Source organism: Sphingomonas sp. STIS6.2 (genome assembly GCF_000732685.2).
Classification (GTDB): domain Bacteria; phylum Pseudomonadota; class Alphaproteobacteria; order Sphingomonadales; family Sphingomonadaceae; genus Sphingomonas; species Sphingomonas aerolata.
In genome coordinates this window covers 301,964-317,694 of record NZ_JPDP02000159.1, presented here as the reverse complement: position 1 = coordinate 317,694, position 15,731 = coordinate 301,964, and the positions used below count along the sequence as shown (strand labels likewise).

Here is a 15,731-nt window from a genome sequence, read left to right as displayed (position 1 = left end):
GCCGTTTAGCGGCCGCGCCCGGTTGGCAGCATAGCAGGCAATAAAAAGCCGGGCCGTCCCATATGGACGGTCCGGCTTTTGCTTGTAGGCTTGGTTGCGGCAGTGCGGCCGCGACGCTGCTTACTTTGGCAGGATGACGCTCGGCCCGATATTGTCGACGACCTGCTTGGCGTTGAACGCACGGATATTGTCGCGTGGGATCGGCCCCTTGCGCATCACGATCTCGGCCGTCGCCTCGTAGCGGTCAATCGTGCGCACGTCGAAATCGTTGCCCCATGGGCCGCCGAAACCGCCGCCGCCAAAGCCACCGAAGCCGCCACCGATATAGGGATCCCAGCTCCGCCAGCCGAAGCCGCGGCCGCGATAGCGCCACGACGGGCCCCAATAGCCACCAAAGCCGCCATAACCGAACCCGCCGCCGATCCCCGGGGTCGAATAGGTGCGCGACTGAAGATTGGTATCGCGGTCCGCCATCAGGAAATAATCATAGCCCTGCTGGAGCGTGAGTTCGGCCGCGCGGAAGAAGAGATAGCGTTCGACGGTGTCGCGCGACGTGACGCTGTTGCCCGCGAAGCTGACGAGGAAGCGGTTATCCTCGATCCGGCGATCGCTATAGCCGGTACGGTTGAACCCCTGGCCAGTGGCCGGGCGGTAGGTGGTTTCGGTCGCACAACCCGCGACCAGCAACGTGCTCGTGGCGAGAGCTGCCAGCAGGACCTTGCGACCAGGCATGATGAACATGATTGTCGTCTCCGTTCGCGGCGAATGCGGCGAAACGCCTTACATTAGCCTTCAGTGGTGGAACGGTTGATGAACGGGATTGGTCCACGGGTCTATGACGGTGATTGAATAAACCACCCCGGCGCCGTCATAGGCCGTCGTCCGCGACGCAGAATCAGTCCCCGATCAGATGAAGCGCCAGCGAGCGACCATGGGGACGACGGCGATGCTCGAACAAGTAGACTCCCTGCCACGTACCGAGCGCGAGCGTGGCGTCGATCACTGGGATCGACAATTGTACCTGCGTGAGAGCGGCGCGCAGATGCGCCGGCATGTCGTCGGGCCCTTCGTCATCGTGCAGATACGAACTTGATTCCGGTGCGATGCGCTCGAAATAAGCCTCGATATCCGTTCGGACCTCGGGCGCGGCATTTTCCTGGATGAGCAGCGATGCGGAGGTATGGCGACAAAACACCGTCAATAACCCGGACTGCATCGCCTGCGCATCGACCCAGCGCCGGATCGGGGCGGTAATGTCGACCAGCCCCTGCCGGCGGGTATCGATCGTGATCTGGGTCGTGGACTGCCGCATCGCTGCGCTCCTATGTAACTGCCTAGCCGGTCAGGTCCGTGACGATGCTCAACGCCTGTCGTCACGGCCTTGGTCGCTATCGGCATCCGCCGGGACGTCGCGACCCAAATTGATCTCGTCATAGAGTTTGAGAAGATCGCTGACCTCCGCGATGACGGTTTCCTGCTCGGCGCGCCAGCGTGCCGTCGCGTCGTGCGTCGGTGTGCCGCACTTGCCATCGTGAAGCGTGAAACCCTGATCGATCAACCAGATGGTATCCGCCGCACGGGCCCGCTGCCGCCGCAGATGGAATACCCATTGTTCGATGACGCCGGAAGGAACGAGTCTGTCGATTTCACCCATGGTCGGCGCCTACCCGACCTGCGTCGTGATTGTACAGCAGACGTTGCCGATGGTCCCGAATGCCGGAGTCTCGACCCAGGAAACGGGTCTTGTGGAAGGCTGGAAAGTTCCGCCGGTTTTCGCCAAAACGCCTCGATTCAGCACGCTTTCGGGAACCGCTCACGACCAAGCGTGTTGAAAAGGTGGTAAAAAGCGTGTGTATTTTGACTGCCATACTGTCACCGGAACCCGATCAATGCCTGTTATGTCCCACCGACCCGAGCGCGACCAGCCCGCGTTTCACCGCGTCGATCAGTCTCCGCCACGCCTGTCAGACCGCTATGGCGCAGACCGGCTTGACGCCCTTTACCGGCGTGCCGCGGCCGATCGTGACCGGTTTCGCCAGCAGCAGCTGATCGCGATGCAGCCAAGCCTGCTCGAACGACTGCTCGGCAAGTTTCGCCGCTAAAAGGGGTCGACTGATAGCTACGCGTCGATCGGGAAGGTCGTCGCATGGCGCAGTCCCTGAATTTCCGCCCAAGTGATGGGCCGGTCACGACCGACGCATTCGATGATCAATGAGTCGGCATCTTCGGCGGACAGTTCGTCCGCGGCTTTTATCATGTCTTCCAGCGAGCCTGTAGCGAGCTGCTCATCCGCGACCGGCACCGCATCCTCGCCGTCGACAGGGCTTTCGGCAGCCGCGCGTCGGAGCAGTTTTGCCGGCATTTTCCACATTGTCTTGAACACGTTTACGCTCCAGCCCCCTGGCACGACCGCGATGCCGCAGGTTGCGCCAATGGTCTAGACCATCGCCGCATGCCTGCGCCGATCGCAGCATCTCACGCGACGAATCGCACGATCCGTCCGATACGGGCGAGTTTGGCGTTGTCGTTGCGGACTGGGGTCGAACAGCACGTCTATAACGGCACCCGCGGTAGAGCCCAAGGCCGTGCGGTAATGTTGCCAATGGGCCGTCGATCGCGCGCATGGGACGCAGGGCAGGGGCGGACCCGCTCCTTACACTCAGGACGTCTCTAGCAAAGATCTGCGCCCCGTCTTCTTCGAAGCGCAGATCGAATTTCAAGGGCTGGGCCTTCGAGTGCCTCCGATCAGGCCGGCGGGTTGCTCGTCCCACCATTAAGTGAAGCGGAATGCTTGTGGGCATCGTTGGAAGAGGCTCGGGCAGGCGCCGCTTCCGCGCTGCTCCCGGCGAGCATGCCGTTCAACGAACTGCCAGTCATGCCGAGTTCCGCCATCAGGCCATCGATCAGCGGCCCGCCGACGCGGTAACGCATCGCCGCCGCGACCGCGGCATCGGCAAGATTGCCCTGGCCGCCCCCGGACGCGCCATCGTTGCCAGTTTCACCGTGCAGGCCCCGGGCATCCAGGATGCTGATCTTGTCGATGTTCTCCATCGGCTTGCTCGCCGCAGTGATGATCGCGGGCAACGCTTCGAGCATCGCGCGGCGGATCAGCAGTGCGGTCTGCGAGTCACTCAGCAGGTTGGTCGCCTCGTTCAGCGAAGCCTGACCTGCCGCGTCGACCTTGAAGGCCGCCTCGCGGCCTTCCGCGCGTGCCTTCTCTGCATCTGCTTCGGCGGTTGCTTCAGTACGCAGGGCGCTCGCACGAGCTTCCGCGGCTTCCTTCTCGGCGGTCGCAGCGACGGTGATGCCAACGGCCTCTTCCTGCGCGCGCTGGGTGGCGGCGATCACCGCTACATTCTTGTTCCGGTTGGCGATCTCGGTCGCCTTGGCAGTAGCGACGCTTTCCTCGGCTCGGACGGCGAGCGCACGGGCTTCGTTGGCCGCGGCAGTGGCGGTCGACTCCTCCTCGGACTTCTGTGCGGTCTGCACTGCAGTTGTGATACGTGCGATCTCGATCGTCCTGTCGCGCTCGATCGTTGCGGTCTGGATCGCGCCGTCACGGGCAATCGTGGCGGTCTGGATCACCTTGTCGGCTTCGGTCTGCGCTACGGTCTGCGCCTGGCCCGCGGTGATGCGGGCGATCTCGGCGAGGCGGGTCTGCTCGGCCTCGGCGGTGGCAATTGCGGTGGCTTGTTCCGCACGGCGCGCGGACAGCGTTTGCTCCTGTGTCAGGCGCGCCTGTTCGGCGGCCTGCGCGATCTCGAGCGACTGGTTGTTCGCGTCGAGGTTCCGCTGCTCGATCTCGACGCGGTTGGTCGCGACGATGTCGTTGCGGATCTTCTTGCGCTCCTCGATCGTCCGCGTGAGCACGGTCAGCCCCTCGGCATCGAACGCGTTGTTCTCGTTGAAATGCTCGAACGCGGTCTGGTCGAAATGCGTGATGCTGACCGATTCGAGCTGAAAGCCGTTCATGTCCAGATCGGTCATCAGCGCCTCCTGCACCTTCTGGATGAAGTCGGCGCGGTTGGCGTGGAGGTGCTCCATCGTCATCGTCGCGGCCACGGATCGCAGAGCGGACACGAGCTTGCCGTCGAGCAGCGACTTCACCGCGTCGGGGCTGTTGACCGAATCACCGAGCGTCTGCGCGGCCGCAGCGATCGACTCCGCGTCAGGCTTCACCTTGATGTGGAACAGCCCGACGACATCGACGCGCAGCTTGTCGAGCGTGATCAGCGCATCCTTGTTGAGGCGCGAGACCTCCAGCTTCACCGTCGTCAGCCGGACCTGCATGAGCTCATGCAGCACCGGGATTACCATGATGCCGCCGTTGAGCACGACCTTCTCGCCGCCGAAACCCGTGCGGATCAGCGCAACGTCCTTGGTTGCGCGGCGATAGAGCCGGGTCAGGATGATGCCGATCACCACCAGCGCGAACAGCACGATGCCGGCGTAGATCAGGACGTTCAGAAGCTGTGCGGGCATGAAACCCTCCCCGGTTATGATTGTGGTCAGATCGACTGCAGGAGCGCGTTGGCGTCGGGCAGCGCGTAGAAGAGTTTGCCGTCTCGGCGGACGATCAGCGCGGTCTCGCCGGTGGCGATCACGTCGGCGTCGTCGTGCGGCTCGACCATGATGAAGTGCGCCTGACCATGCTGATCGACGATCTTTGCACGGGCCGGCGATCCCCGGCGGGCGGTGCCTTCGAGGATGGTGCCGCGGCGGCGGAGAAAGTCGTCAGTGGAGATCACGCTGGTTTCGAAGCCGGGCATGATCCGGGCAAGCCCGTTGGCGGCCAGAGTGTTGAGCAGGCTGCCAGCGGCCAGCGCACCACCCGAGGCGAGACCCCAGTGCAGTGGGCCGCCGGTCAACGCGGTCGCGCCCTGCTGAATGGCTATCCCGGTGAGCGTGAAGCAGCCGAGTAATGAGGTCAGCCAGATCAGGATCGGCAGTTCGTGACCGAGGCCGAGCCAATCAAGCACGCCGCTATCGGTTTCGGCATAAACGTCCGCGTCGAGATCGAGATGGCCGAGCCCAAGGCCGATCGCCTCGATCAGCCCGATCCCGACCATTATGACGAACGCGATCGCGAACGGCGCGTAAGCGGGCGTCAGGAAGATCGCGAACATAAGCCGTCGCAATGTTGGGGGCTCTGCTTGTGCATCGGCGAACTGGTATCGGACAGACGACAACGCTTCGTTACGAAACGCCGGCCGATCCGGTTTTTGAACTCCATGTGTCGATGCTCCCCGAAGGGAGGCTAGCCCTGCACCAAGACATTCGCAACGCGCGCTGAGTACACCGCCCGGGTTTGGATTCATCATCTGCACGGGATCTGCACGACAAGCGAACGGATCGTACGCGGACCTCGCGATCTGACGCTCACGGGACCGCTGCAAAGCAGAACCTCGACAATCGGGGAGCGCGACGATGAATCGTCATGGAAGACTGATGGCCAAGATCAGCGCTGCCTTGGCGCTGATCGTCCTGGCGGAGATACTGATCGACGACGGCAATGGCGCGGTGGTGGGTGGTTTCGCGTTCGCCTGGATTACCGCCCTATTGCTGACGCGACGGGCGATCTGGAAGGATGGATCGGCACGATTGGCGTTGATTTCCGGCGCCGGATTGGCGGTGGTACTCGTCGACGATCCAAGCCTCCTCGGCTGGGTTCTATTCTGGACGGCTGTCTCGCTTGCCGCACTCCTGCTGCGGCACCGGTTCGACGATGCGCTCGCCTGGGCGCGCAGGCTCGGCTGGCACGCGCTGTCCGTGGCCACTACGCCGTTGAAGGATGCGGCGCGGCTGTCGATAGTCCGCCAGCGTCGAGGACTGCCCTCCAGCGGCTTCCGCGCTATCGGGGCCGTCGTCGCGTTGCCTTTGGCAGGCGGCGCGACGTTCCTTGGGCTGTTCGCAAGCGCCAACCCGCTGATCGGTCGGGCGTTTTCGCAAATTGTGCTGCCGGATCCGTGGGCGACGACCTGGCGCACGCTGTTCGGCCTCTGCGTGTTGATCACCATCTGGGCAAGCCTGCGGCCAAGTCCTTATACGACGGGTCCATCGCGTTTCGGCGATCGCTCGATCGGTACGGTGTTCGAGCCAGGCGCGGTGACGCTGATCCTGTCGCTCGTGACATTCAATACGATCTTCGCGGTTGAGAATGTGCTCGACATTGTATTCCTGTGGAGAGGCGCGGGACGGCCCTCGGGCGTGACGATGGCGGACTATGCGCACCGTGGCGCGTATTCGTTAATCGTGACAGCACTCCTCGCCGGCGTGTTCGTGCTGCTGGCGTTACGTTTGGGCAGTGCAGCGGCGGCAAGAACGCGGGTGCGGCGGCTGGTAACCGTCTGGCTCGGCCAGAACCTGCTGCTGGTCGCGTCGAGTGCATTGCGAACACTCGATTATGTGGACGCCTACGGGATAACGGTGCTGCGACTGTCGGCACTCGCACGGATGGGGCTCGTGGCCACGGGCCTGGCGCTGATCGGCTGGCGATTGCTTGTCGATAGGTCGGCGGCGTGGCTGATCAACGCCAATGCGCCGGCGGTTGTGACTGTGTTGGTGGCGGCGAGCGTGTGGATCTTGGCGCGGTTGCGGCGGCTTGGAATGTCCGCACAGCGCTCGCAAGGGGTAAGGCGGGGCCGCCGCTCGACCTTTGCTATATGGGGCGGCTGGGGCCATCGTCGCTCGTCTCGCTGGCGACGCTGGAGCAGCATGCACGCGAGCCGCGGCTGCGCGATCGTCTGACGTATCTGCGGTGGGAACGTCAGACCGAAACGGCAGATGCGCAGGCCGATTGGCGTCTGTGGACCCCGCTGTTACGGGCTGATCCTGCCGCCGCCCAGGATAGAGATTCTATCAGCGCCGCCGTCCGCTCCGACGCCGAACACGCCAGCGCCGAACACGCCCTCACTTGCCGCTTTGTCGAAGACGGTAACAGTATTGAATAGGTCGCGCTGGTGGAGCCGAGGGGAAGCCCCGGCAAACACGCTAACTACTGATAAACAAATGCTTTTTATTTCGGCGTCTGGACCGTTGTGTTAGCCCTTTGTACTAGCTGGGGCAAGGCTCGGGATGATCTGCCGGACTTCGGCGAACGCTGCATTGACGATATCCGAGGTGTAGCTAGGGTGGAACGATGATAGCGTGACAGGCCGTTCGCACCGCGGTTTAGTGTCATCGGCTAGAGGTGGGAGTCCGCGTCCTGTTAAACTGGCCTTTTAAAGCGGAAAGTACACTTCTCGTTGCAGGCTGGGGGTTTTGGCTTGCCATTGCAGGCTTAGTTTTAACGCTCGTGGGCTTCGGTATAACTTTGATCCAGCTTGCTAAAGCGAAGGGTGCTGCCACAGCTGTAAAGGATGAGGTCGCACGAATACGGGACTCGTTATCTAAGTATGATGCGGCTCAAGACATTGCTAAAGCTGGTTATGCCCTAAACGCTACTCGGCGTTATCTTAGTAACGGATCATGGCAAGACGTAACTGACAGTTACGAAGACGTAAGGCGCGGTCTTGTGCAGGTCAAAGGTAGCGGTCATGTCACCGATCAGGAGCTATTACTCCAAATATCTACTGCATCGGAGCATATCGAGAAGCTCTGCGCTCGCATTGAGAGGGCGCTTGAAAAACCCCCCGTTTCAATCGACGTGTCTAAAACTCGTGGAATGTTAAGAAGGCATGACGAACTTATAGCTGCAATTACTTCATCAATTCAGAGAGACATGATATGATCCAACACACTCGCGATAAACAAAGAAGGTTTGTCGAGCTACTTTATAAAAAGACTTTGAGTCGAGAGATTAATTGGGCCACGAACGAGCACAAACAAATATATGCTAAAATAGCAGGTAGATTGCTATATGCTTACTCGCAACTCAATGCAGACGGAGAGGATCTTATCACGTTCGTATTGTTTGGATCGGAAGACACGGTTTCAGACCAGTTCACGGACGAGGATATTAAGCATGATAATATTGCACCGTCTTCTTTTGAAAACTGGTACTTGTTATGTGCAGCCCTACTTGAAATAGCAAGGAGGCAGGCATCCGGGGCCGATGACGCTCTTGATGCAATGATCGATGAATTAGACGACGAAGTTCCATTTTAGGGATTGGCCTTCGACCTATTTTTGATAGAGATTTGCGAGAGGGCAATTCTGACAAGAGTGAGGGGGTTTTACCCCGTATACCCGGCTAGCCCCTCACACGATTATGACACGCCTAGCGCGACCTGCATTATCGCGCGTGGTTCTCCATCCCTGCATGACGTGTCACAGTTGCCAAGCTCTAGCCCAGCGGATCAATAGCCCTGCCGATACCCTGCCTCTCATGTTGTAGCTTGTGAGTCATGACTCAGCGGTATCATCACTTTGCCTCACAACATACTTGACAGAGTTTAGAGGATGCCTCACATATCGGGCATACCTTGTGAGGATGAAGCCATGAGCCGCGTTGCCTACTTCCGCGTATCGACCGAAGCCCAGAGCATTGAAGCCCAGCGCCAAGCGTTAGGTAGCAGCTTCGACCGTGAGTTTACCGATGAAGGCGTAAGCGGGGCGATCCTTGCTGCTGACCGTCCCGGCTTTGCCAAGCTGCTAGAGTACATACGGGAGAGAGATACGCTCTACGTCTATGCCTTGGACCGGCTGGGCCGTGATGCCTTGGACGTACAGGCCACGGTGCGGAAGCTGCTCGACCGTGGCGTTACCTTGGACGTGAAGGGCCTTGGACCTATTGGCCGTGGCGTTGGGGAGTTGATCGTAGCTGTCCTAGCCCAGATGGCTGACATGGAACGGCATCGGATCAAGGAGCGGTGTGACAGTGGCCGGGTAGCTGCAAGGGCTTCGATAGAGGCAACGGGCCTTACGCATCGGGGCAAGGCTGGGCTGGGCCGTCCGTTCGCTGCTGATGCTAAGGAGGTAGCCGATTGGCGTAAGGCGAACGGGGCCACGATCAGTCAGACGATGGCGCACTTCGGTATCTCGAAGGCCACGGTATCCCGGTATTGCGCTGCATGATCCGGGTACTCCCCAAGCTGATACCGGGCAGGCGACGGGAAGGGGCGCGTATCCGCCGCCTCAGCCCCGTCAGACTCGATTAGGGAGGGTCCGGGTACTTGCCCAGCCTGATTGCCGGAATGAGTCTGAGAGGGGCTTATTCGGGGATCATGCAAGGGCGGCGGCGTACCGGGACGCATTTCGGGACCGTCTAGAATAGAGAACATCGCTCTCTCATTCGGTCCTATTCAGTACCGTAGTGCAATGAAGCAATCCGGCCCGGTACAATCCAGTACCGTATAGCAATGAACCAGCCTGCCCCGAATTACTCGCGGGTAGAACACTAATGATTTACCGCCCAAGCAAGGTTAGCCCTTGGAAGATTGACAGCCTTAAGCTGTAGATACCACAGCCCGCGAGGGTTAGCCGTAGGGCGAAGGGGTGTGCCGACTTTAACAGTTTGACGCACGGTATCGGACGCTAGGCTCTACAAGCGACGTATGATCTAACTCAAGATGATGCTGCTGTATTTGCTGCCCACTGACTGTAGCTGAGACATTCCGTCTCTCCCTATGTAGTCGATTATCCTCATATCCGTCTTCCGGGTAGCATCCGGTTTCGGAGGCTTGGGGGGTAGGGGGGGACGCTAGGATACAGCTTAATATTCTCTAATCTAAGATGATACCATAGTATTATTTATGATACGCCGGATCAATCTCCCGTACTCTACGGCTCTAATCCGTATCTCTCATAAGCATCCTTCAGATAATATCAGTATGCAGTATCGAGGCTTCCCTAGTCTTTGTATTGCAACGGCATATGATTACTCGGTTGTCGTCATTGGTTATCCAAATAATCATGCCTACTGATATTACCTGAGGAATGTAGGAGTGTTGAACCTTAACAGGTCCGCTTCATGGCTAGCAATATGTACGGCGCATAGGCTAGCCGCTCCTCTCCCTATAGTATCCATAATCTATCATCCCGGACCAATCAAAGCCCGTCAAGCTGTGCCCGTGATAGAGTCGGATACTAGGCCCGTCAGCTAGTGCATTGCCCCTGTTGGTAGCTGGCGGGCCAACCCTTTCCATACGATCAATTTACCCGTTCCCGTTTGCTGCACGCAAGGGGGCTATCTCTCTTTTGCATTGGGACAAGTTCCTACACACTATGAAAGGATAACCTGTGAATATTGTCACCGTTAATATCGACCGCATCAATAACAAGCCGGTTGCTGATTACCTCGCATCTACTGACCGCCGTGTAACGATTGGCGTTCGCTTTACCTTGGAAGCCCTTGGCATCGAGTTGCCTGACTTCCTCTGCCGTAAGCCAGCGGGTCGCCCGGGACGGGCCGCTCTAATGGCCGCAGTCGATGCCGATACAGGCACCATTGCAACCTATCGACATGAGAGGCTTAAGATTGGCGTCTTTGCTCCTACTCCACAGCGCTAATCTTTAATCCCTATCAATACATAAGAAAGAAAACCAATGACACATAATACCACGCTTGCAGATATCGCTAATGAGATTGAAACGTACAAAGCTCAGTTGGGCAAGATTAAGGACCTTGTTGAGCTAATCGGCAAGCCTGCAATCGTTAAGGCAGATGAAGTAGCTAAAGCCTTGGAAGAGGCAAAGGAGCGGTTTGCTGAGGCTCTTGCTAATCAGGCAACGGTAGCGCGAGAGGAGCGGCTTAAGAACTTTACCGATATCCGCATTGTCGCTTCCCTCGGTCACAACCTGCTGAGTACTTCCTATACGATCTATTACACCCGTAAGACGTGGGATAACGACGCCAAGGAATCTCTGCCCAAGGTGCATGAATGCAGGGGGTTTGCTGAGTTGGATGATGCTGCATACGAATATCTATTAACGGTGAAGCCGCATCTGATCCCTGCCGAGATTATCGCGCTGGCACCGGGCAATCCGCAGGAGGCATTCATGCTGTACTTTGTCGGTAAGCAGCGGGGCTATGTTAAGGGCGCGGCGGTAGCGGCCTAATGTCTAGCCTTGATGATCGGGGAACAGGGGATGCGCCAAGGCCATCCCGCCCTGATTATGTCCCCAAGGTCGCCCTAGTCCCGCAGACCCTTGACGATTTGATGCAGCGAGTAGGCCCGTATGCCGATGCTGCCAAAGCCAATCTGGAATGGTCCGCTGTAACAGTATGGCTAATGAAGGAAGGTGACACAGCAGTAGTTGCCGCTGGCCTTCCCTCCGCTGTCGCTAACCTAGCAGTCTTCCTCACAAGGGCTGCTGAGGAACGGGAAGCGGGCTGGCCTTCGCTATCCGGTATCATCGTAACCCCGGCAATCTACGGCTATTCTGAGGATAGCCAATGCGAAGCCCGCCGTTCTGCTGCTGAGGCCCGCGCTATCTGGGAAGCCAATGGCCGTCCGTACCTTCGGGCGTCCGACTGCAAGTGGGCCTTCCAATACCTAATCGCCTGTATCCGCTCCGGCGTGATCCCTCCCGTCCCGACGATTGGCGACGTGACACCTACCGCCCCAGCCAAACCGGCACCGCCCCACATTCTAAATATGTTCAAGGAAAACCAATGACCGCACTAACTCCCCGTCAAACGATCAAGGTGAAAGCCGCTCTTTCGCTAATTGCAGTGCATGGGCATAATCCCCGTACTGTACAGCAGCAGGCCAATGCCGCGTTGGCTAAGGGCTTGCCTGCCAATGTCGCCTACAAGAATGCTATTGATGCCTTCACGGCCCGCGTTCCTGCATTGAAGGATACGCTAGAGATTGCTGTCGATCTTATTCACAACAGTGATGATGCTACGGTATCATTGTACGATAAGGCTCTCACTGCATACAATAACAGCGGTGACGAAAGCCATCTGGATAACCTTGCCCCGATGATCCTTGAGGACGCAAAGGCTTTGGCTATCAGCAAGGGCGAAGTAACCGAGGCCGATGCAGCTAACTGGACCGTTGACGATGCTCTAGGTAGCACTGTCGAAGCCTATGCAGAAACACCTGATGTTCCCGAGGCATCCTCGATCCCGCCCGGTGAAACGGTCAATAGCTCATTCGCTTTCAATGCCCCTCCCGGCGTTGCTCCAAAAGCTCCTGTAGCGCCCGCTCAAGCGCAGCAGACCGGCCCGCAGTGGATCATGGGTCCGACCGGCTATACCCTCGTCAATCAGGCTCCTACCGGCCCACAGACGGGGCAGAGCATGACCGGCTATGATCCCTTCAAGGGCGGACAGGACGTGACCGGCATTCGGGTAGCTCAGACCGGGGTGCGAGCCCGTCAGACCCACGGCACCCCGGTAGGCGATGTTGCCGGTTTCCAGACTGACACGGGATACCGCGTTACGCCGACCGGGGAAGCTGCCCGCCGAGAGGCTGGCGTCCCGCTTGGCTATGATGCCTGATAGGCAGGCTAGGAGAGTCGCTGAGAGGCGATAGCTAATCCGGCCATACAGATACCCGACTGCATCCAATTGATTCCCCAAGGGGCTGAGACGGGCGCAAATGGGGTATCTGTATGTTCGGCTCCGTTGTAGGGCTGAGCAGTTGGCACGGAGGCAAAGGCAGAACGTGAGCGATATCGTCAAAGGCGCAATAATAATCGCTCTAGCAATACTGCTATCAATGGCAGGACATATCTACTTCTCGCCATTTCAGTCCTGCGTTCGCGCTCAGGTTGCCATATCAATTCCCCGTATCAATGCCGGGGAGATATGCAGTCGCTCTAGCCGATAACTAGCCCCGGCACCCGATACGTTGCCATTGCTTCCGCCAAGCTGTGTAGATCATAGCCGCTACCGTAATCGTCCGCTACGTCTTTACCGGCATGGCCCATGATCTGCCGCTGTACTCCCTCAGGCATCCTAGCCCTACGGGTATAGTCCTTGAAGGTATGGCGGAAGGAATGGAAAACCTTGCGGGTGTCGGTAACGCCGCAGACTTTGCGAAGATATGGGCCAAACCATTCGCCCCACTTAGCGGTTAGCCTGCCATAGACGTTAGGCTTTAGCTCGGGGAATACCCGGCCCGTTGGATCCTTAAGCTTCTCGACGTAGGCGATGAACCCAAGCCGTTCTATCTCCGGGTGCAACGGGACAAGCCGCTCGCTTGCCGCATTCTTAAGCCGGTTCTCTTGGCCCTTCTCGTCTGTCGTCTCAGTGATATTCAGGAACCATCCCGATAGCATATTGCCATCTTGATCGGAGTACCTGTGGCGCTGCACGTCCGCCACGCGAAGCTGTCCAATTTCCTCTAGTCGCGCCCCTGTGAATAGCCCCAGCAACGGTAGCCAATATGCAGCTTCGGCACGGCCTTGAGCGGGACGCTCCCCATTCGCATAGACCGGGCTAGCAAAGATGGCCTGTAGCTCGGGCAGGGAGAACGGTAGGCGCTTGTTCTTACCGCCGTCCGCCACCTTGACGCTAATCCGCTCGGCTACGTTCGATGCAGTTAGATCGTTCTGATAGGCCCAGCCTAGCAAGGTCCGCAGGCGAGACAGCTTCGTATTTGTATTGGAAACCGATTGACCCTCTGCAAGCAGCTTGTCCTTGAAGGCCAGCACGTCCTGCCGGGTCACTTGCTCAACCGGCTTGCGCTCAGTGCGGGCATAGAACCATTCGGCTACGGCCTTATGAGTATCCTTGCCCTTCGCTACGACGCCGCGTTCCGTAGCCCAGCGATCAAGAATATCCTTGTCGAGATACAGACCGGCCCCGGTAGCAGGCTCGCATTCAACGGATTGATTTTGGCTTTCCGATGCGCGGGCATTTTGTCCGTTGCCGTATCGAGCATGAAGAGCAGCGACCAAGCTATCGGCCTTCTCCCGCTCATGCAGGACTAGGAGGCGACCAGCCCTAGCTATGTCAGCCGGGGAACCCTCAACCTCGATACCGCCAGCAAGGGCATCCATGATTGGCTCTAGGCGCTCAATTTCCATGTGAGCAGCAAAGTTCGCATCGGCGGAGTGCTCGACCCGTTCTTGCTCAGCCTCCCACCGTTGCCGGTCCCGGTCGATCTGGGCGGCAGGATTCGGCTTAGCAGGGGAGGGGGCGGGCTTTCTCGTTGTATCCCTATCCCGCTTGGCTTGATCGAGCAGGGCATGAGCAGCCTTCGTCATGTCCGGTATTCGAGCCTTAGCGGCCTCCCGGTCTTTTAGCCCTAGAGAATGCTTTATCTCCCGCTTGCCAGCCATGAAGGGGCGCAGGTCCGCAGGGATCGCCATGCGGAAGTAATAGACCCCGTTGGGAGCACGATGCAGGTAGGAACACATAGGCTTTCGTCCTAGCACGGTTGTACTAGACGCTTGTAAAAAGTCTTTGCTTTTCAACAGTTTGCTGTCTTTTCAACAGCTTAGTCCGCGTGGTGGAGCCGAGGGGAATCGAACCCCTGACCTCTGCAGTGCGATTGCAGCGCTCTCCCATCTGAGCTACGGCCCCGCGCGGTCCGGCGACGCCGGATCTTGCGATATTAGCGATGGCGCCGCCGGCTTGCAATCCACCGCCGCGCTCGCCCGTCACGTTTTGGACACGGGACATTCATCCCGAACGTGGCTCGCACGGACGCACCCGGCGGCGGCGGACGGAACTTCAATCAGGGCGCAGGCGATTGACGGGCAGGCTCGCTGCAGACGAGCACGTCATTCGTGCCTCTGCCGCTTGGCGCGGGATCCGTTCTGCGCCATACCCGAGTCATGAAACCTCAACGACAGGAGTGAAGAATGTCCCGTGCATGGAGCCTGAAGACGCGTCCACAAGGCATGCCCAAGCATACCGACTTTGAGATGATCGATGTTGCACAGTCCGAACTGGCCGATGGCGAGGTGCGCATCGCCAACCGCTGGCTCTCGGTCGATCCCTATATGCGCGGTCGCATGAACGACGTGAAAAGTTACACCCCGCCGTTCGAGCTGGGCAAGCCGATGCAGGGTGGTGCGATCGGCGAAGTCGTCGAGAGCCGGGCCAAGGGTCTGAAGGCGGGCGATCTCGTTCAGCATATGGCGGGGTGGCGCGACGAAGCGACGCTGCCCGCAAACCAAGTCCAGAAGCTGCCGGATCTGGCGGTCGATCCACAGGCATTTTTGGGGCAGCTCGGCATGCCGGGCATGACCGCCTATTTCGGTTTGCTCGAGGTTGCCGCTGCCAAGTCCGGCGATACCGTCTTCGTTTCGGCCGCGGCGGGCGCGGTGGGCTCGACCGTTGTCCAGGTCGCCAAGGCCAAAGGCATGACGGTGATCGGCTCGGCAGGCGGCGCGGACAAATGCGCCTGGGTCAAGTCGCTCGGCGTTGATGCCGTGATCGACTACAAGTCCGGTACGCCGGTCGTGAAAGCTCTAGGCGAAGCTGTGGCCGCGCTCGGGTCGGGCGGCATTGACGTGTATTTTGATAATGTCGGCGGCGAACATCTCGATGCGGCATTGGCGCACGCCAAGCTGCACGCCCGGTTCGCGATCTGTGGCATGATCGACGTCTACAACAGCGGCGCGGCGACTGAACTGCGCTATCTCGCAAGGCTGATCGGTAACCGTATCCAGATCCGCGGCTTCATCGTCAGCGATTTCATGGATCGGGCTGCGGAGTTCTATACGGACATGGGCGCCCTGCTGAAGGCGGGCACGTTGCAGCGGCAGGAAACCGTGCATGATGGCCTCGACGCAATGCCCGACGCGTTTCTCGGACTGTTTTCGGGTGGAAATACCGGCAAGATGCTCGTCAAGCTCTGAGCATTTAGCCCCCTCCCGGTAGTGCGGGA

General features: G+C 59.1%; 16 protein-coding genes and 1 tRNA gene. 9 read left to right on the top strand and 8 right to left on the bottom strand.

What is annotated here, in order from left to right:
• Positions 1–120: 120 nt before the first annotated feature.
• The 3 genes from sphst_RS16385 to sphst_RS16375 form a co-directional block, all read right to left on the bottom strand.
• Entirely contained in the window at positions 121–741 is a 621-nt protein-coding gene (locus tag sphst_RS16385) for a CC0125/CC1285 family lipoprotein (RefSeq protein ID WP_183937588.1), read from the bottom strand.
• 154 nt (positions 742–895) lie between these two features.
• The gene (locus tag sphst_RS16380) at positions 896–1,312 is read right to left on the bottom strand and encodes a secondary thiamine-phosphate synthase enzyme YjbQ (RefSeq protein ID WP_031393345.1); all 417 of its coding nucleotides are present in this window, start codon (positions 1,310–1,312) and stop codon (positions 896–898) included.
• 48 nt (positions 1,313–1,360) lie between these two features.
• Positions 1,361–1,654 (bottom strand): hypothetical protein, encoded by a 294-nt coding sequence (locus tag sphst_RS16375; protein WP_051916268.1) that lies wholly within the window; start codon positions 1,652–1,654, stop codon positions 1,361–1,363.
• 235 nt (positions 1,655–1,889) lie between these two features.
• Here sphst_RS16375 and sphst_RS16370 point away from each other — a divergent pair, with 235 nt between their 5' ends.
• Complete coding sequence (locus sphst_RS16370; protein ID WP_159043688.1) at positions 1,890–2,102, top strand: hypothetical protein; 213 nt, start codon at positions 1,890–1,892, stop codon at positions 2,100–2,102.
• Between the two features lie 17 nt (positions 2,103–2,119).
• Here the strand turns inward: sphst_RS16370 and sphst_RS16365 are convergent, their stop codons facing one another.
• The 3 genes from sphst_RS16365 to sphst_RS16355 all read right to left on the bottom strand — a co-directional run bounded on the left by sphst_RS16365 (position 2,120) and on the right by sphst_RS16355 (position 5,126).
• On the bottom strand, positions 2,120–2,383 hold the full coding sequence (locus sphst_RS16365; RefSeq protein ID WP_159043687.1) for a hypothetical protein: 264 nt from the start codon (positions 2,381–2,383) through the stop codon (positions 2,120–2,122).
• Between the two features lie 362 nt (positions 2,384–2,745).
• Entirely contained in the window at positions 2,746–4,482 is a 1,737-nt protein-coding gene (locus tag sphst_RS16360; RefSeq protein WP_234387713.1) for a flotillin family protein, read from the bottom strand.
• A 26-nt stretch (positions 4,483–4,508) separates the two neighbouring features.
• Entirely contained in the window at positions 4,509–5,126 is a 618-nt protein-coding gene (locus sphst_RS16355) for an OB-fold-containig protein (protein ID WP_031393350.1), read from the bottom strand.
• Positions 5,127–5,448: 322 nt separating this feature from the next.
• Here sphst_RS16355 and sphst_RS16350 point away from each other — a divergent pair, with 322 nt between their 5' ends.
• The 7 genes from sphst_RS16350 (at position 5,449) to sphst_RS16335 (ending at position 12,388) form a co-directional block, all read left to right on the top strand.
• Complete coding sequence (locus sphst_RS16350) at positions 5,449–6,747, top strand: DUF4153 domain-containing protein (protein ID WP_051916269.1); 1,299 nt, start codon at positions 5,449–5,451, stop codon at positions 6,745–6,747.
• A gap of 442 nt (positions 6,748–7,189) precedes the next feature.
• Entirely contained in the window at positions 7,190–7,729 is a 540-nt protein-coding gene (locus sphst_RS21380; protein WP_234387712.1) for a hypothetical protein, read from the top strand.
• Positions 7,726–8,106, top strand: a complete 381-nt coding sequence (locus tag sphst_RS20755) for a hypothetical protein (RefSeq protein ID WP_159043686.1) — start codon at positions 7,726–7,728, stop codon at positions 8,104–8,106. Before sphst_RS21380 ends, sphst_RS20755 begins: the two co-directional genes overlap by 4 nt.
• Before the next feature lie 333 nt (positions 8,107–8,439).
• On the top strand, positions 8,440–9,015 hold the full coding sequence (locus sphst_RS16345; protein WP_031393351.1) for a recombinase family protein: 576 nt from the start codon (positions 8,440–8,442) through the stop codon (positions 9,013–9,015).
• 1,164 nt (positions 9,016–10,179) lie between these two features.
• Positions 10,180–10,449: a hypothetical protein gene (locus sphst_RS20750; protein WP_159043685.1), complete on the top strand. Its 270-nt coding sequence runs from the start codon at positions 10,180–10,182 to the stop codon at positions 10,447–10,449.
• A 36-nt stretch (positions 10,450–10,485) separates the two neighbouring features.
• Entirely contained in the window at positions 10,486–10,998 is a 513-nt protein-coding gene (locus sphst_RS16340; protein WP_031393352.1) for a hypothetical protein, read from the top strand.
• A 556-nt stretch (positions 10,999–11,554) separates the two neighbouring features.
• Entirely contained in the window at positions 11,555–12,388 is an 834-nt protein-coding gene (locus sphst_RS16335) for a hypothetical protein (protein ID WP_159043684.1), read from the top strand.
• A 320-nt stretch (positions 12,389–12,708) separates the two neighbouring features.
• Here sphst_RS16335 and sphst_RS16330 read toward each other — a convergent pair whose 3' ends face one another.
• Together sphst_RS16330 and sphst_RS16325 are read right to left on the bottom strand one after the other, a co-directional pair.
• The gene (locus sphst_RS16330) at positions 12,709–14,310 is read right to left on the bottom strand and encodes a site-specific integrase (RefSeq protein ID WP_159043683.1); all 1,602 of its coding nucleotides are present in this window, start codon (positions 14,308–14,310) and stop codon (positions 12,709–12,711) included.
• 33 nt (positions 14,311–14,343) lie between these two features.
• Positions 14,344–14,419 (bottom strand) — tRNA-Ala (locus sphst_RS16325).
• A 281-nt stretch (positions 14,420–14,700) separates the two neighbouring features.
• Here sphst_RS16325 and sphst_RS16320 point away from each other — a divergent pair.
• The gene (locus tag sphst_RS16320) at positions 14,701–15,702 is read left to right on the top strand and encodes an NADP-dependent oxidoreductase (protein ID WP_031393355.1); all 1,002 of its coding nucleotides are present in this window, start codon (positions 14,701–14,703) and stop codon (positions 15,700–15,702) included.
• Positions 15,703–15,731 lie beyond the last annotated feature (29 nt).